General features: G+C 64.1%; 14 protein-coding genes. 6 read left to right on the plus strand and 8 right to left on the minus strand.

What is annotated here, in order from left to right; translation table 11 throughout:
• Positions 1-70: 70 nt before the first annotated feature.
• A complete protein-coding gene (gene sapR, locus HDG39_RS21615; RefSeq protein ID WP_184008448.1) occupies positions 71-979 on the minus strand; it encodes a sap1 transcriptional regulator SapR in 909 nt (302 codons plus the stop codon).
• A 113-nt stretch (positions 980-1,092) separates the two neighbouring features.
• Positions 1,093-1,980 carry a DMT family transporter gene (locus HDG39_RS21620; RefSeq protein WP_184008450.1) on the minus strand — a complete coding sequence of 296 codons (888 nt, stop codon included), beginning with the start codon at positions 1,978-1,980 and terminating at the stop codon, positions 1,093-1,095.
• Between the two features lie 111 nt (positions 1,981-2,091).
• Between HDG39_RS21620 and HDG39_RS21625 the strand changes: the two genes are divergently transcribed.
• Complete coding sequence (locus HDG39_RS21625; protein ID WP_184008602.1) at positions 2,092-3,531, plus strand: aminotransferase-like domain-containing protein; 1,440 nt, start codon at positions 2,092-2,094, stop codon at positions 3,529-3,531.
• Positions 3,532-3,576: 45 nt separating this feature from the next.
• On the opposite strand, the gene HDG39_RS21630 is transcribed toward HDG39_RS21625, so the two are convergent.
• The 3 genes from HDG39_RS21630 to HDG39_RS21640 all read right to left on the minus strand — a co-directional run bounded on the left by HDG39_RS21630 (position 3,577) and on the right by HDG39_RS21640 (position 8,065).
• Positions 3,577-4,650 carry a TAXI family TRAP transporter solute-binding subunit gene (locus HDG39_RS21630; RefSeq protein WP_184008452.1) on the minus strand — a complete coding sequence of 358 codons (1,074 nt, stop codon included), beginning with the start codon at positions 4,648-4,650 and terminating at the stop codon, positions 3,577-3,579.
• A gap of 256 nt (positions 4,651-4,906) precedes the next feature.
• Positions 4,907-6,097 (minus strand): hypothetical protein, encoded by a 1,191-nt coding sequence (locus HDG39_RS21635; protein WP_184008454.1) that lies wholly within the window; start codon positions 6,095-6,097, stop codon positions 4,907-4,909.
• A 432-nt stretch (positions 6,098-6,529) separates the two neighbouring features.
• Positions 6,530-8,065, minus strand: a complete 1,536-nt coding sequence (locus HDG39_RS21640; protein ID WP_184008455.1) for an MDR family MFS transporter — start codon at positions 8,063-8,065, stop codon at positions 6,530-6,532.
• 117 nt (positions 8,066-8,182) lie between these two features.
• Between HDG39_RS21640 and HDG39_RS21645 the strand changes: the two genes are divergently transcribed.
• Positions 8,183-8,953 (plus strand): TetR/AcrR family transcriptional regulator, encoded by a 771-nt coding sequence (locus HDG39_RS21645; protein ID WP_311667028.1) that lies wholly within the window; start codon positions 8,183-8,185, stop codon positions 8,951-8,953.
• A gap of 48 nt (positions 8,954-9,001) precedes the next feature.
• Here HDG39_RS21645 and HDG39_RS21650 read toward each other — a convergent pair whose 3' ends face one another.
• Positions 9,002-9,733 carry a ribonuclease activity regulator RraA gene (locus HDG39_RS21650; protein WP_184008459.1) on the minus strand — a complete coding sequence of 244 codons (732 nt, stop codon included), beginning with the start codon at positions 9,731-9,733 and terminating at the stop codon, positions 9,002-9,004.
• Positions 9,734-10,248: 515 nt separating this feature from the next.
• Here HDG39_RS21650 and HDG39_RS21655 point away from each other — a divergent pair.
• Positions 10,249-10,773, plus strand: coding sequence for a response regulator (locus HDG39_RS21655; protein WP_184008461.1), 525 nt, complete (start codon positions 10,249-10,251; stop codon positions 10,771-10,773).
• A gap of 83 nt (positions 10,774-10,856) precedes the next feature.
• Here HDG39_RS21655 and HDG39_RS21660 read toward each other — a convergent pair whose 3' ends face one another.
• Positions 10,857-11,456, minus strand: coding sequence for a Fur family transcriptional regulator (locus HDG39_RS21660; RefSeq protein WP_184008463.1), 600 nt, complete (start codon positions 11,454-11,456; stop codon positions 10,857-10,859).
• Between the two features lie 260 nt (positions 11,457-11,716).
• On the opposite strand from HDG39_RS21660, the gene HDG39_RS21665 reads away from it, so the two are divergent.
• Together HDG39_RS21665 and HDG39_RS21670 are read left to right on the plus strand one after the other, a co-directional pair.
• Positions 11,717-12,958 (plus strand): TrkH family potassium uptake protein, encoded by a 1,242-nt coding sequence (locus tag HDG39_RS21665; RefSeq protein ID WP_260328150.1) that lies wholly within the window; start codon positions 11,717-11,719, stop codon positions 12,956-12,958.
• Positions 12,948-13,643 (plus strand): potassium channel family protein, encoded by a 696-nt coding sequence (locus tag HDG39_RS21670; protein ID WP_260328151.1) that lies wholly within the window; start codon positions 12,948-12,950, stop codon positions 13,641-13,643. The genes HDG39_RS21665 and HDG39_RS21670 overlap by 11 nt, the downstream gene beginning before the upstream one ends.
• A gap of 26 nt (positions 13,644-13,669) precedes the next feature.
• Here the strand turns inward: HDG39_RS21670 and HDG39_RS21675 are convergent, their stop codons facing one another.
• Positions 13,670-14,296 carry a glutathione S-transferase family protein gene (locus tag HDG39_RS21675; RefSeq protein WP_184008467.1) on the minus strand — a complete coding sequence of 209 codons (627 nt, stop codon included), beginning with the start codon at positions 14,294-14,296 and terminating at the stop codon, positions 13,670-13,672.
• Between the two features lie 181 nt (positions 14,297-14,477).
• Between HDG39_RS21675 and HDG39_RS21680 the strand changes: the two genes are divergently transcribed.
• Positions 14,478-16,145 (plus strand): ATP-binding domain-containing protein, encoded by a 1,668-nt coding sequence (locus HDG39_RS21680; protein WP_184008469.1) that lies wholly within the window; start codon positions 14,478-14,480, stop codon positions 16,143-16,145.
• Positions 16,146-16,154: the final 9 nt, after the last annotated feature.

Here is a 16,154-nt window from a genome sequence, read left to right on the forward strand (position 1 = left end):
TCCTGTCGAGGCGGGCGCAGTTTAGCGAAAGTCTTCACTATGCCTGTCGCCGGGGCGGATTTGAAGCGGGTCAAAGGTCGAATTGATCGAACTCGCTCTGCAGCTCGCGATTACGCGCCACGCGTTCGTCGATAGCCGGTCCACGCCGTTCGACGACCGCCGAGATCAGCAGATTGAACAGGCACGTCAGCGGCGCGAGCGAATCCCAGAACTGACCGACGTCGGTCTTCACCTGCAGCAGATCGCCGTCGAAATCGCGCGCCCACGGACAGTAGATATCGGTGACGAGCGCGAACGGCAGGCCGCGGCGCGAGGCCGCCTGGCAATAGCGTCGCGCGATCGTCGAATAGGCGCGCGTGTCGGTGACGATCAGATATGGCGTGCTGAATTCCGAGTTCAGCGAATCGACGTAGGAACCCGACATGCCGTCCGAATAGAATACGCGCGGGCGGATGTATTCGAGATAGCTGTAGAACGCGTTGCTGATGCCGCGCGTCGATTGGATGCCGAGGATGTAGACCGCATCGGCGTTCGTAATGCGCTCGGCGACGCGCGCGAAAGCAGGCGAGCGCGCGAGTTCGTACACGTGCCGGATCGCGCCGATCTCGAGTTCGAGCGATTGGGCAAGCGCGGCGTCGCGCGGCGAGGAGCCATCAGCGACGCTCGGTTCATGAAGCTCACCGGTTTGCGCGCTGTCGCTCGGACCACGGCGGAACGCGTGGAGCCGGTCCGTGATCAGCCAGGGCCGCTGCTGCGTGCCGCGCAGCTCGCGTTTCAGATCGTCGAGATTGCGATAGCCGACGCTACGTAGAAAGCGGCCGACCGAAATGCCGCTGGTGCCGGCTTGCTGCGCGATCTGATCGGCGGTCTCGAGGCCGAGCCGGTCGAGATTCGCGAGCATGTAGCTGGCAACGCGTTTCGACGTCGGCGTGAGTTCGGCAAAACGGGCTTCGACGGTTTGGGCAAAAGCGGTCGTCATCGTCAGTCGCGGCGCGGTGGTTGTGCCAATCTGCGAAATGATGACATATCGATCCACGGCTCGCGCAATTCGATCCTGAAAAAGTCTGCTCGCCGTGCGACGGTCGAGCTGCGTCAGACCGGCCGCCGCACCGGCGCGGCGCGCGAAAAATGCCGTGCGCCAGCCACGCAGGCGACCACGATCACGGTGACGATGATCATCGATGGCGGTACCTGCTCGTGCAGCAGCACGCCGGCGAGCAGCAGCCCGAAAAACGGCTGCAGCAGCTGCAGTTGGCCGACCGCCGCGATGCCGCCGAGCGCGAGCCCGCGATACCAGAACACGAAGCCGATCAGCATGCTGAACAGCGACACGTACGCGAGTCCCCACAGCGCGGCGGCGCCGACACCGTCGAACGACACGGGCCGCGTCCACCATGCGAGCGGCAGCATCAACGGCAGCGACAGCACGAGCGCCCACGAAATCACCTGCCAGCCGCCGAGATGACGCGACAACCGCGCGCCTTCCGCGTAGCCCAGCCCGCACACGACGATCGCCGCGAGCATCAGCGCGTCGCCGAGCGGCGAGGCGTCGATGCCGTGACGCAGCGCGAACGCGGCAACCGCCGCGCTGCCGAGCGCCGAGAACAGCCAGAACGCCGGCTGCGGGCGCTCGCCGCCGCGCAACACGCCGAAGATCGCGGTGGCGAGCGGCAGCAGGCCAATGAACACGACCGCGTGCGCGGCACTCACATGACGCAGCGCGAGCGCGGTCAGCAATGGAAAGCCGACCACGACGCCGAGCGCGACCACGACGAGCGGCAGCAGATCGCGCCGCTCCGGGCGCGTCTCGCGGAACACCAGCAACAGCAGCAGACCAAGGATGCCCGCGATCGTCGCGCGCGCCACGGTCAGAAACACCGGATCGAGGCCCTGCACGGCAAGCCGCGTGGCCGGCAGTGAGCCGCTGAAAATCAGCACGCCCGCGAAACCGCTGAGCCAGCCGTTGGTGGTTTTGTCCATGGCAAACGTCCCTGCGCTGAAAGAGTCTCATGATGCGCGCCGCGGCCGTAAACGTTAAGCTACAGATCAGTACAGTTCGCCCAAACTGTACCGAACATGGGAGCAGTACAGATGGCGGAAAGCGAGAACAACGAGACGGTGCCGGGCACGCGTGTCGGCCTCGTGATGAACAATCTGCGGGAGCGTATCGCGAGCCGCTCGGTGATGCCGGGCGCTCGCGTGCCGTCGATCCGCGCGATGAGCGACACGCTCGGCGTATCCAAGTCGACCGTGGTGGAAGGCTACGACCGTCTCGTTGCGGAAGGGGTGATCATCGCGCGGCGCGGCTCGGGCTTCTTCGTGTCGGGCCATGCGCCGCCGCTAGCGCTTGCCGATCTCGGGCCGCGGCTCGATCGCGAGGTCGATCCGCTGTGGCTCACGCGGCAGTCGCTGGAGACCGGCTCGGAAGCGCTGAAGCCCGGCTGCGGCTGGATGCCGGCTTCGTGGTTGCCGGAAGATGGCGTGCGGCGCGCGCTGCGCGCGGTCGCCCGTGATCCGCAATCGCTGCTCGCGGATTACGCGAGCCCGGCCGGCTTGCCCGCGCTGCGTCAGCAGCTTGCGTGGCGGCTTTCCGCGCACGGGGTCGATGCGCCGCCCGAGCAGATCCTGCTGACCGACGGCGGCACCCATGCGCTCGATCTCGTGTGCCGCTTCCTGCTCGAACCCGGCGACACGGTGCTGATCGACGATCCTTGCTATTTCAATTTTCAGGCGTTGCTGCGCGCGCATCGCGTGCGGATCGCGAGCGTGCCGTACACGCCGCAGGGACCGGATCTCGCGGCGTTCGAGCGCGTTCTGGTCGAGCAGCGTCCACGGCTCTACGTGACGAACTCGGCAATCCACAATCCGACCGGCGCGACGCTCGCGCCGGCCGTCGCGCACCGGCTGCTGAAGCTCGCCGGCGAGCACGATCTGCTGATCGTCGAGGACGACATCTTCGCGGACTTCGAAGACGAAGCCGCGCCGCGCCTTGCCGCATTCGACGGCCTCGCGCGCGTCGTGTCGATCGGCAGCTTTTCGAAGACGCTGTCGGCGGCGGTGCGCTGCGGCTATATCGCGGCACGCGCCGAATGGGTCGAGCCGTTGATCGATCTGAAGCTCGCGACATCGTTCGGCAATGGTCAGCTCGCGGCGAGCGTCGTGCATCGGATGCTCGTCGACGGTACCTATCGGCGTCATCTCGAGGCGATGCGCGCGAAGCTGGCCGATGCGATGGGAGAGACCATCAGGCGTCTCGGCTATGCGGGCCTCGATATCTGGACACGGCCGCGCGCGGGCCTGTTCGTATGGGCGCGCTTGCCCGGGGCGCTCGATGCCGCCGACATCGCCCGTCATGCGCTGACGGCGGGCGTCGTGTTCGCGCCGGGCAACGTGTTCAGCGCGTCGCAAGCGGCGGCGGGCTTTCTGCGTTTCAACGTGTCGCAATGCAATCGCCCGAAGGTGTACGAGGCATTGCAACGGGCGATGCAAGCGTGCACGGTGTCGGCCGACGCGGGGCGCGAGCGGGACTGAGACGAACTCAGGCGAAGCAGGCGTTCGCGGTCCCCCGCTACAGCGTTATTTGCACAGCAGAAGCATCCGTTCTTCTTCCGAGCAAGGCGTGTGCGGTTTCGGCGCGGGTTGCGCGGCCGCCGCGCTCATCGCCGCGCTGCGGTTCGCGAGACACGCGCGCAGATGCTTCTCGACCGGACCGTAGTACTTCCACCCATGAACGAGCGTCGGCAATTCGAGCTTCACCTGTTTCCATTTCGGATGGCCATGCTCCTGCAGATTGTCGAAGTTCGCGCACAACGAGTCGGCGAAATGATTCAGATTGCTGACTGTGTCGCGCAAGCCGTAATCGTAGGTGACCAGAAACGCTTTGACGGTCAGACCCGGCACGTCTTCCTTCAACCAGCCTGGGTAGCTGCTTTGGCGGATCGTAGTCGGAAAGTAGGTATGCTTCGCGCGATTCGTCTCCGGCGCGTTGGGATCGACGGGCAACAGACGCAACTGTGACAGCAGGTCGGGTTTCATGTCGTTGAACAGCTTTGCCGGCTGCCCGACCACGATGATCGCGACGTCGATCTTCTTCACGATCAGCGCGGCGAGCGCGTCCTCGTTGCTCAGATGCACGACGTTCTGCTCGGGAATCGGCTGGCCAAACATCAGGCGGTAGAGCGTCGTCGCCGACTGCGCGGTGCCGCTGCCTAGCAGGCCGACGCTGATGGTCTTGTCCTTGATGTCGGCGAGCGTTTTCAGCGGCGAATCCGCTCGCACGACGACGTTAATTTCCTCGTCGTAGAGCGGCATGATCAGTCGCAGCGGCCGGATCGTCGTGCCCGCATCGGGGTTGCCCGAGTTGGCCATGTCGATGAACGCCTGGTACACGTCGGACTGCACGAGCGCGAGCTTCACGCCGGGCTCGAAACGCATGCGCTGCACGTTTTCCGCCGAGCCTTTCGACGCCACCACTTCGAGGTCGATGCCAACCGGCTGGGCCACCCATTTCGACAGGTCATTGCCGATCTGGATATATGTGCCGCGCTCCGGCCCGGTGACGATCTTGTAGTGCGCCGGTTCCGCGCCGGCCAGCGAACATACGACCAGTACCACCAGGCCCAGCCAGCCCGCGAGAAGTCTCTTCAGCATGGTCTTTCTACCTATCGGTCAGGTTGATCCCGCTTCACGCGTGGCGCGTGGAAGCACCAGTGATCCGGTTGCCATGTCATGTTCAAACTGCTGCCAGGGTCGCTCCGTCTGTTTCCGCTCAGAGGACGCACGATAATGTGCGAATCGGCACAGACGGCGGCCATTTGATCTGGTATGCGAAGCAATGTTTTTGCGCGACGGCGCAGCAGTTTGCGTCTCCGGGACCCTGTTCGGACCGTCGCGTCGCGGGTGAGCGCTAGTTGCTCCGCGGTGCCGCGGTTCTCACGACGCCGACGTTCGTTGCAGTTACGACCAGTTCGCCGGGCGCTTGGATGCCGACGGGCAGCGGTGCCTGCGCTTGCGCTTGCGCGAGCGGCGCGCCCGGCGCGGCGTCCGTCGTCGCCGCATGCGGCGGAGTCAGCGGCGCCCAGCCGGTCTCGCGAATGACGCGCTCGAGGATCACTTTCGCCGCGTCGTTGCCGCTGTCGATCGCGAGCGCCTCGTTCGCGTGCTGGCGCGCGCACGGCCACGACTGCTGCGCGACGCAGGCCTGCGCGGCCTGTAGCGCAGTATCGCGACGCTGGACGAGCGGCCGCATCTGATCGGCCAGACCCTGCGCGTCGCTGTTTCCAGGTTGTAACGTTTGCGCGGCGGCGAGAGCGGCTTGCGCGGCGGACAGATCGTTCGCGCGGAACGCTGTCCTCGCGACCTGCATTGCTTGTCCGGCGTCGCGGAATTGCGGCGCGGGCCGCATGGGCGTCGCGGCCATCGGCGGCGCGGCTGGCGGCGCAGCTGGTGTCGCTGGAATGACGGGAGCCGCGGGCGCGACGGGCGCGGGCTTCGCCGCCAGTTCGGTCACGGGCGGTGGCGCGGGCTTGGCCGCGGCCGGCGCGTGCGTGGTCTGTGCTTGAGCAATCACGGGCGCGGAAGCAAGCGGCGCGATCATGCCGGTCGTTGTTCTGGCATCCGTCGTAATCTGCTCCACGCCTTTATCTTCCGATTCGCCGCCGTCGCTGAATAGCGTATAAGCGACATACGCTAGGCCGATTGCGACAAGCGCGCCGATCACGTACAGCACGCGCCAGATCGTCTGCGCAGTGTTGGGCGGCGCATACATCGGATCTTCGTAAGGCGGGATACTGGTGTCGGTCGACACGAGCGCCGTGTGCATGACCGGCTCGGTCTGCAACAGGGGTTCGGACGTCATCGCGGCAGCGGCGATGGCGGGCTCGTCCCGTGTGCCGAGCTCGTCGTCGAAACGGGGCAGGGGCTTGTGCGTGGCGCTCGCACGGCTGCCTGGAATACCGGTGCGGATGTGCGGATCGTCGTGGTCGAACGGATGCGTAGCGCCACAGTAGGGGCAGGCGTCGACTTGTCGGTACAGTGCGCCACCGCAGCGTTTGCAGGGTGTGGGGAAACTTTGGCCGGTTGCTGTCTGGGTGGACATGCCGTGGACCCACCTTTGGAAAACGATGCCGTAAAGGCATGCTTCGGATCGTGTTGAGGCAGGAGCCTTGTCCGCGGAATCACAATCCACATGCGCCGGAAGTCGCGGAGACGTAGGCAGCGGCTGCGTTTCCACGGTTTCCAATATGTGGTGTTTCACGGGGGACGTCAACGCGGATGGCCCCTGGATTGTGTGCGCTACCGCTCATTTGGAGGTATGAAGAAAACCCTGGTCATACATTCGAAACGAGTGTATGTGCCTGTTGTTTCACGACAAATGGCAGGCAACCGGAAGCATCGCGCTGCATGAAGTGAGCGCGACAAATAAACAACGAGGCCGACGCGTCGTGCGTGCGGCCTCGTGATCAACCTGCTATCTGGCGCTTGCCGGTACGCGTTTGCATCAGCTTCCCGATCAGGCGTCGAAGTACGCTCAGTGCTTGCGCAACGGATGATCCTTCAGCAGCCATGCGAGCACGAAGGCGAGCACCACGACGCATGCGGCCGACAGATACACGGTGTGCAACGCACCCGCGAACGCATGCAGATAATCGTTGCGCAATGCTTCGGGCAGTTGATGAATCGCTGCGGGACCCAATGCCTGCGGAAGTTCGGTGTCGGGCGGGATCAGCTTTTCGAGGCGTCCGGCGAGGCCGTTCGAGAACACCGCGCCGAAGCCGGCCACGCCGATCGAGCCGCCGATCGAGCGAAACAGCGTCACGCCCGACGTCGCGACACCCATATGCTTGAACTCGACGGTGTTCTGGACCGCGAGGACCAGCACCTGCATCACCATGCCGAGGCCGCAGCCGAGCAGACCCATGTACAGATACATCACATGAATCGGCGTATCGATCTGCAGGCGCGCGAGCAGCAGCATCGCCACGGAGACGAGGAACGTGCCCATGATCGGGAACAGCCGGTACTTGCCGATCCTGCTGATCACGCGGCCCGTCGCCATCGACAGGATGAACAGGCCGCCCATCATCGGCAGCATCTGCATGCCGGCTTGCGACGGCGTGGAGCCCTTCACGACCTGCAGATAGAGCGGAATGAACGTCACGGAGCCGAACAGCGATACGCCGATGATGAAGCTCACGAGGCTGCTGATCAGAAACGTGCGCTGTTTGAACAGTCCGAGCGGCATGATCGGTTCGACCGCGCTGCGTTCTTCGTGAATGAATCCCCAGATCGCTACGAGGCCCATGCCGAGCGTGAACCACAGCTGCGGCGACGACCACGGCAGGATCGTGCCGCCCTGACTCGTGAACAGGATGATGCAGGTCAGCGCGCCGGCGAGAAACGCGGCACCCATGTAATCGATCGTGTGCTTCACGTGGCGCACGTGCGGCTTGAACACCGCGCCGATCACGATGAGCGACAGGATGCCGAGCGGCAGGTTGATGTAGAAGATCCAGCGCCACGTGAGATGCTCGACCAGAAAGCCGCCGAGCAGCGGACCGATGACGGTGGCGAGGCCGAAGATGCCACCGAACACGCCCTGGTAGCGGCCACGCTCAGCGGGCGGAATCACGTCCGCGATCGCCGCCATCGTCACAACGAGCAGGCCGCCGCCGCCGAGCCCTTGCAGCGCGCGCAGCACGATCAACTGACTCATGTTCTGCGCGATGCCACACAGCGCCGAGCCGACGAGAAAGATGACGATCGCCGTCTGCAGCACGATCTTGCGGCCGAACAGGTCGCCGAACTTGCCGTACAGCGGCACGACGATGGTCGAACTGAGCAGGTAGGCGGTCACGACCCACGACAGGTTATTGAGCCCGCCCAGTTCGCCGACGATGGTCGGGAGCGCAGTCGAGACGATCGTCTGGTCGAGGGCGGCGAGCAGCATGACCAGCAGCAGCGCCGGAAACAGCAGCCGGATCGGCGGATGGTCGGCGGCGGGCGCCGCCGTGCGCGGATCCTCGGGCGCGGAGTCGACTGACAGGGTCGTAGCGGATTGTTCCATGGCGGCAACGCGTTGAAATTAATTAACTGAGAGATTAATATATTCGACATCGCCTCTCACGTCAAATTCCATGCAATGACAAGGATCTCGTCTGACGACGCCGCGGCGCACAATGCCGTGACAGATACGGAGCCGCCCGCGCGAACTGCCGCGAAAGAGCGCGACGCGTCGAAGCCCAAACTCAAGGCAGCGCCAACGGGAATTCACGCCGCGAATATCGGAAGCAGCGCGCCGGCTGGGTCGGCCGCCCGCCGCCCCGGCCGGCCGTCGGGCGCCGCGCGCGGCCCGGAGCAGCGTGCGCGCTTGCTCGACGCCGCGCTGACGCTGTTCGCGAGGCAGGGGATCGTCGAGACATCGCTGGGTGAGATCGCCCGCGAGGCCGGCTTCACGCCCGCGATGGTGCACTACTACTTCAAGACGCGCGATCAACTGCTCGACGTGCTGATCGACGAGTGTTTCGCACCGTTGCGCGCGAGCCTCGGGCTGCCGTTTCAGGAGAATCCCGACGATCCGGTCGCGGCAATCACGCAACTCGCGGAGCGGCTCGTGCAGATCGCGAGCGACAACCCGTGGTTCGCGTCGCTGTGGGTGCGCGAAGTGATCAGCGACGGCGGGCTGCTGCGCCAGCGCATGCATGAGCGCTTTGGTTTCGAGCATCAGAAGGCGTCGCTGCTGGCGATCGCGCGCTGGCAGAAGGAGGGGCGCCTGAATGCATCGCTTGAACCCGCGCTCGTGTTCGTTACGCTGCTCGGCATGACGATTCTGCCGCTTGCCACCTCGAAGCTGTGGCGCAACGATCCGTTGCGCCGCAGTATCGGCGGCGCGGAGATTGCGCGGCACGCGGTGGCGTTGCTGGTTCAGGGCATTGGGCCCGGCAAGGGCGATTGAACTGGCGGCCGGTGTGGCGCACCGGTCGCCGCATCCTTTGAAAACGCCCTAGATTTTGCGATTTTTCTTCCACTCGTCGAACGCCGCCTTCGTCTCGTCGTTCGGCGGATAGGTGCCGGGCAGCGCGGCGCCGGCACGAATCCTTTCGGTGAGAAACGCCTCGAGTTGTTCCTGCACGGCTGCGGCTTGCGCGACGTCGTCGGCCATCTCCAGCGGAATTACCACAACTCCATCCACATCGCCGACGATCACGTCGCCCGGAAACACCGCGACCCCGCCACAGCCGATCGGCACGTTGATATCGACCGCGTGATGGCGGATCAGATTGGGCGGCGCGCTCGCGCCGGCGCAAAACACCGGCATGTCGAGCGCGGCGATCGTCGCGCTGTCGCGCACCGGGCCGTCGGACACCATGCCGGCAACACCGCGCACCTGCAAACGAAGCGACAGAATCGAACCGAACGACGCGCTGCCGCGCTCGCCGCGGCAATCCTGCACGAGCACGTGGCCCGGCGCAATGGTCTCGACGCATTTGCGTTGCGCGTACTCAGGGTCCGCGAATAGCTCCAGTACGTCGATGTCTTCGCGCGATGGGATGTTGCGCAGCGTGAACGCCGGCCCGACCAGATTCGCGCCGCGCCGCGGACCGAGCGGCGCGACGCCCTGCATGAAGGTGTTGCGCAGACCGCGTTTGAATAGCTGCGTGGTCAGCGTGGCGGTGCTGACGTGACGAAGGATGTCGAGCGTCGCGGCGGAAAGCGCGGGCGATGTGGCGGACATGGTGTCGGTTGACCTCGGGTTGGGATGAGGAGGCATCGGTAGGCGCGCGTGCGCGCCTACGATGATAGCGCCGCGACACCACCGGTTAGCAGGCCAGCGCCATTCATCGCGCGACATCGGCAACCGCGACCGAGCCCTTCTTTACGTGACGCGAACCGCTGCAACGAGGCACGCGACGTGCTTACAGTGTCGTCGGATGCGAGCGACGCAAAACGAACGACAGCGCCGCGTTGCGCAAACAATACGAAGGACAGAATCGATACCGGGCGGAGAAGGCCGTACGAACGGGGTTCGTACGAACCGCGCCGGAACATCGGGTGCCGGCGATCGGCGAGCCGCGGATAAACTGCGGACACTCAGCAGCTAAAGCGCGGTATGCGTCGAGCGTCGTTTTTTCATCGACGTGCAATTTTGGCGCGTTACGGTGCGCAAGCGTTGTACTCGGGAAGATGTTAAGCAATGTTTTACAATCGCGGACCAGTCTGCAACCCGGCGTGCGAAATCGAGTCGGAATCATGGACAGCAACACCCTGGCCGCGCGAATCGGCGGCAATCAGCAAAGTGAATTACAAGGTGAAACCTTGGCCCCCTCGGACGGCCTAACCGGTTTTTCAGAGCAACAACATACGATGAACGCAGCAATGAGGCTCGATCAGGCCACGATCGTGCTGGTGGAGGACGACCCGGACAGCCGGGAATCGTTGACCTTGTTACTCGAGGCGGAAGGCGCGAAGGTTTGCGCGGTCGCCGATGCGGAAGAGGGCGTCGTGGCGGCAATGCGTTTGCTTCCCGACGCGGTCGTCTGCGACCTCGACTTGCCGGCCATGGATGGCTTCTATCTGATCCAGCGGCTGCGCGACCACGAGATTTGCGGCGGTCATTCCCCCTCGGTGGCGGTGGCCCTCACCGGCCATACCGACGACGCATACCGCCTGCGCAGCATCGGCGAAGGCTTCCAGCATTTCATGACCAAACCCGCGTTACCCGAAGCGCTCGTGACGCTGCTGCACGACGCGATCGACGCCCGCGCGGCAGGTTGATCGACGCTTCGCAGCGGCTCGCACGGCCGTCGACGCTTCGCAGCGCGTCATACAGCGTTGCGCACCCGACGCGTGGCGCGCCGCTATTTCGCCGCGGCCACCGGCGCGGCCGCGCTGGCCGCTTTGGCCGCCTGACAGGCGGCACACAATCCCTTCAATTCGATTTCGTCGCTCGCGAGCCGATAGCCCGCGTCCTCGATCTGCGCGACGAGGGCCTGACGCAGCTTCGGTTGATGCAATTCGGTGACGCTGCCACATTGCTGGCATACGACGAGAATGCCGTGCTGGCATTGCGTCAGATCATGGCAGACAGTGAACGCATTGATCGATTCGATTCGATGCACGAGCCCCACGGACAGTAAAAAATCCAACGCGCGATAGACGGTCGGCGGCGCCGAGCCGGCGTGGATCTGGCGCATTTCGTCGAGCAGCGAATAGGCCTTGGTCGCGCGTCCCGAGTTCAGCAGCAGTTCGAGCACCTTGCGCCGGATCGGCGTGAGTTTTTCGCCGCGTTCGCGGCAATATTCCTCGGCGAGTGCGAGGGCCGCTTCCTGCGACGGGCCATGTGCGTGCGACGACTCGTGCACGTCGTGATGCGCTTGATGATCGTGTGCATCGGCGGCGGGGGCGGCAGGTGTGGGAGCGACCGGACGGCCGGTCGCGGCGGGCTTGGCGGTTTTCATGCGTCGATTATAGAGGCAGGGGGATGCAAGTGCCGCGCCGGTCGAAGCGTCGAGAGAATCGGGATTCCCCATATTTGGCTTACAACTGACAACAAACGAAAAATAGGGTCTTTACTGGCAAAAAATGCCTATTCTTTGTCAGTCAGTCGCTGAATGTGTTTGATGGGACATCGATGAGACAACTGCTTCACCCATCTCGGGCAGTAGCCTTAGCCTTTCTCTTTGCGATTGCCGCAGGGACGCTCCTTTTGAGGTTGCCCTTGTCGCAGGCCAAAGGTGAGGCAGCGCCGTGGCTGAGCGCTTTTTTTACCGCTACCTCCGCCGTCTGCGTGACTGGACTCGTCGTTGTCGATACGGGCACCTACTGGTCAAGCTTTGGACAGTGGGTCATCCTCGGCCTGTTTCAGATTGGCGGTTTCGGCATGATGACCGCAGCCACCTTGCTGGGACTCATGGTCAACCGGTCCTTGCCGCTGCGAGCGAAGCTGATCACCCAGGTCGAGACGCACGCGCTCCGTCTCGGGGACATCGGCGGCGTGGCGCGCCTGGTGCTCGTCGTGACGCTCGTCACTGAACTGACCACGGCACTCTGGCTGACGGTCAGGCTTCATCTCGGGTACCACTTCCAATGGGGCGAGGCCGCATGGAGTGGATGGTTCCATGCGGTCTCCGCGTTCAACAACGCGGGCTTTTCAATTCACCCGGACAGTCTGATGCGCTATGCCGCCGACGCGTCGATGCTGGTACCGGTGATGGTCGCGATTGTCGTCGGCGGAATCGGGTTTCCGGTTCTGTACGATCTGCGGGAAAAACTTCGGGGTGCCGGTCGGCTTTCATTGCACACCAGGCTCACTTTAGTGGTCACGGGGGCGCTGCTGCTCGGCGGATTTCTTGCGTTGCTGCTGTTCGAATGGACCAATCCGAAAACCCTGGGTCCGATGCCGTTCGGAGAGAAGCTCCTTTCGGCAGCTTTCGCCTCGGTATCCGCGCGCACGGCGGGTTTCAACTCGCTCGACGTCGGCGCAATGAGTCATGACAGCTGGGCCCTGCATTTCTTCCTGATGTTCGTTGGCGGGGGCAGCGCGGGGACGGCAGGGGGTGTCAAGATTGGCACCATCGCCATTCTGGCCTTGCTGGTGATCGCAGAGATCCGCGGGCGTGGCGATATCGAAGCGTTTGGGCGCCGTGTCAGCGCGTCGGCGCAGCGGCAAGCGATTACCGTGGTGGCGCTGGGTGCCGTGATGATCACGCTCGGCACACTGATCATTTTGCACATCACCGATTTCCCTACCGATCAGGTCATCTTCGAAGTTATTTCGGCGTTCAGTACGGTCGGTCTGTCAACGGGTATCACCGGTGATTTGCCTGCGCCGGCACAGTTCGTGATCATCGCGCTGATGTACGTCGGCCGGGTTGGAACCATTACCTTTGCGACGTCGTTAATGCTGGTTGAGCGGCGTGCGCAATATAGCTACCCCGAGGAGCATCCAATTGTTGGCTGACCTGTTCAAGATTTCGCTCTCTTTTTCGAAAGGCGACAGTGTGGTCGTCATCGGTTTGGGGCGGTTCGGCTGTGCCGTGGCCCAGTCGCTGCTTCGGCTGGGCCATGACGTGATGGGAATCGACCGGGACGAGCAGCAGGTGCAGTTATGGGCGGACCGGTTGACGCATGCCGTCCAGGCCGATTCGACCAACGTGGATACCCTGCGCCAATTAGGCGTTGCCGATTTCCCTCATGCGATCGTGGGCATTGGAAGCGACCTGTCGGCGAGCCTGATGACCTTGATGGCCCTAACGGAACTTCAGATCAAGGACATCTGGCTGAAGGCGGTGACCGCGGAACACGGCCAGATTGCCCAGCGCATCGGCGCGCATCACGTGGTTTATCCGGAAGCGGAAATGGGTGAACGGATCGCTCACCTGATCGCAGGCCGAATCGTGGACTACATTGAATTCGGCGAAGGATTTGCCGTCGCCGCGATTCATGCCCCGGCGCCGACACACAACCGTCCGCTCGCAGATTGCGGCGTTCTGGAGGCGTTCGGTGTCATGGTCATGGCCGTCAGGCGCGCTGGCGAAGAGTTCCAGCACGCGGGGCCTGACACGGTTGTTGTGCCGGGGGATCTGCTGATCGTGTCGGGCCCCGCGAGCAGGGTTGAAGAGTTTGCGGGTCGCGCGAATACCTGAATCGTTTCCGCCGACCCGCGCCATGCTCAGGTCAACGGAAAATCCACATACTTCTTGAACCCGGAACGCGTCGTGAGACGCGAATACCAGCGCTCCAGATTCGGCAGCGGCGGCCGCTGCAAACCGTCGAGGCCGAACCAGCGCTTCGCGTACGCGCCGATCACGATATCGGCGAGCGTGAACTTGTCGCCTTCGAGAAAGAAGCGGCCCTGCAGATGCGTGTCGAGCAGGCGCCACAGGACGGTGACCGCCTTCGCGTCGGCGGCGAGTTTGGCGGCGTCGCGCTCGGCCTCGGGCGTGCGCACGAGGGTCCAGAACACGGGACGTTCCACTGGCTGCAGCGTCGACAGCGACCAGTCCAGCCAGCGGTCGATGCTCGCGCGCAGTTTCGGGTCGGCCGGATACAGCAGGCTCGATTCGCCGTATTGCATCGCCAGATAGCGCAGGATCGAGTTGGATTCCCACAGCACGAAGTCGTCGTCGACCAGCGTCGGAATCTTGCCGGTCGGGTTCATCGCGAGATAGTCGGGTTCGTTGTTGCGGCCGAATTGCAGGCCCGCGTCGATGCGGTCGAACGGCAGCACGAGTTCGTCGCAGCACCACAAGACCTTCTGGACGTTGACCGAATTGGCGCGTCCCCAGAACGTAATCATCCGGTAAATCCTTTTCTCTTACAGTTGGCAAGCCGCGCGGCGTGCGCGGCGTTCAGCCAGTAACGATACACGATCCGCGCGGCTTTGCGCGAGGGCCGCCCGGCCGACATTGCGTTGCGTACAATGACCGCACTCCGGATTGCCCGCTGAAAACACGCATCCCAACTCATTGAGGCATCGCATGGCCCGCATTGTTCCCGACGACTGGAAGAGCCTCGAAGCGACCGGCGCGGCGGCGCGCGAACGCGAAACGCTCGCGTTGCTCGAGAAGGCACTGCCCGCCGACTACACCGTCTACCACGGCGTGCATTGGACGCGCCTGAACCAGAACTTCTCCGTGTTCGGCGAGGCCGATTTCGTGATCGTGAGTCCCGCCGGCCGCCTGCTGATCATCGAGCAGAAGACCGGCTTTCTGCGCGAAACGCCGAAGGGGCTCGTCAAGGTGTATCTGCAAACCGAGCGCAACGTTGCGATCGCGCTCGCGCATACGATCGAGAGTCTGCACCGGCGTTTTACCGCGGCGTTCGGCGCGGGCGCGTATTTCATCGAGGAACTGCTGTACTGTCCCGATCACATCGTCAAGGATGCGGCGATCGCCGGCGTGAATCCCGCGCGCATCGTCGACGCTACGCGGCGCGAGCGTCTCGCCGCGATTATTCGCGAAGCGCTGCCGGCCGATGAACCGCGGCTTCCCAGCGCGTCGAAAATCCACCACTTTCTCGCCGACGAACTCGCGTTGACGCCCGACACGAGCGCGCTCGTCGGGCAGGCGGGCACGCTCGTCACGCGCCTTTCGGGCGGACTCGCGACATGGGCCCGGCGGCTCGAATTCGCGCCGTTCCGTTTGCGCGTGATCGGCACGGCGGGCTCCGGCAAGACGCAACTCGCGGTGCAGGTGATGAAGGACGCGGTCGCGCGCGGCGAGCGGCCGTTGTACGTGTGCTTCAACCGGCCGCTCGCCGATCACATCGCGCGGGTCGCGCCGCCGGAGGCGAAAATCGCGAACTATCACCAGCTTTGCGACTGGGTCGCGCGCGACGCGGGCCGCGCGCCCGATTTCCGGTCGGCGCAGGTGTTCGATCAACTGGAGGCCGTATTCGCCGACACGCCGATCGAACCGCGCTGGCAATTCGACGTGCTGATCGTCGACGAAGGGCAGGATTTCCAGCAGCCATGGGTTGCCGCGCTCGAGCGGCTGCTGCGGCCGGGCGCCGCGTGGTGGTGGCTCGAAGACCCACTGCAGAATCTGTACATGCGTGAGCCGGTCTCGTTGCCCGGCTGGACCACGCTGAAAGAAACGACCAATTACCGCAGTCCTCGCGACATCCTCGATTATCTGCGCGACGTGCTGGGCGCGTCGGTGCCGCTGGCCGCGGCACTTACGTCGGGCAGTCCGTTCGACGGCTCCGAGGTTTCAGTGTCGGTCTACGACGAAGCGCTGGGCGCCGATAGCAGTATCGACGCAACCAAGCGCGCCATCACGCAGGCGCTATCGCTCGGTTTTCGCAAGCAGGACATCGCGGTGCTGTCGTTCCGCGGCCGCGAGGGCTCGGCGATGAGCGCGCTCGATCATCTCGGACCGCATCGGCTGCGCAGTTTCACCGGCAAATACGATCTGTTCGGCAACCCGGAGTATCGTGAAGGCGACGTGCTGTTTGAGTCGATCTACCGCTTCAAGGGGCAGGCGGCGCCGTGCGTGATCTTCACCGAGATCGACTTCGACGCGTTCGACGAACGCAGCGCGCGCAAGCTGTTCGTCGGCGCGACGCGCGCGACGATGAAGCTGATCGTCGTCACGTCGCAGCGGGCCGCGCGGCATTTGCAGTTGCGCGAGGCGAAGGACAAATAGTGGCGGCGT

This window comes from Paraburkholderia lebeckiae (genome assembly GCF_014201005.1).
In the GTDB taxonomy this organism is placed as follows: domain Bacteria; phylum Pseudomonadota; class Gammaproteobacteria; order Burkholderiales; family Burkholderiaceae; genus Paraburkholderia; species Paraburkholderia tuberum.

What these genes read in the sequence shown, in the direction of transcription:
- sapR (WP_184008448.1), bottom strand. Translation starts at nt 979, where the DNA reads ATGACGACCGCTTTTGCCCAAACCGTCGAAGCCCGTTTTGCCGAACTC.
- HDG39_RS21620 (WP_184008450.1), bottom strand. Translation starts at nt 1,980, where the DNA reads ATGGACAAAACCACCAACGGCTGGCTCAGCGGTTTCGCGGGCGTGCTG.
- HDG39_RS21625 (WP_184008602.1), top strand. Translation starts at nt 2,092, where the DNA reads ATGGCGGAAAGCGAGAACAACGAGACGGTGCCGGGCACGCGTGTCGGC.
- HDG39_RS21630 (WP_184008452.1), bottom strand. Translation starts at nt 4,650, where the DNA reads ATGCTGAAGAGACTTCTCGCGGGCTGGCTGGGCCTGGTGGTACTGGTC.
- HDG39_RS21635 (WP_184008454.1), bottom strand. Translation starts at nt 6,097, where the DNA reads ATGTCCACCCAGACAGCAACCGGCCAAAGTTTCCCCACACCCTGCAAA.
- HDG39_RS21640 (WP_184008455.1), bottom strand. Translation starts at nt 8,065, where the DNA reads ATGGAACAATCCGCTACGACCCTGTCAGTCGACTCCGCGCCCGAGGAT.
- HDG39_RS21650 (WP_184008459.1), bottom strand. Translation starts at nt 9,733, where the DNA reads ATGTCCGCCACATCGCCCGCGCTTTCCGCCGCGACGCTCGACATCCTT.
- HDG39_RS21655 (WP_184008461.1), top strand. Translation starts at nt 10,249, where the DNA reads ATGGACAGCAACACCCTGGCCGCGCGAATCGGCGGCAATCAGCAAAGT.
- HDG39_RS21660 (WP_184008463.1), bottom strand. Translation starts at nt 11,456, where the DNA reads ATGAAAACCGCCAAGCCCGCCGCGACCGGCCGTCCGGTCGCTCCCACA.
- HDG39_RS21675 (WP_184008467.1), bottom strand. Translation starts at nt 14,296, where the DNA reads ATGATTACGTTCTGGGGACGCGCCAATTCGGTCAACGTCCAGAAGGTC.
- HDG39_RS21680 (WP_184008469.1), top strand. Translation starts at nt 14,478, where the DNA reads ATGGCCCGCATTGTTCCCGACGACTGGAAGAGCCTCGAAGCGACCGGC.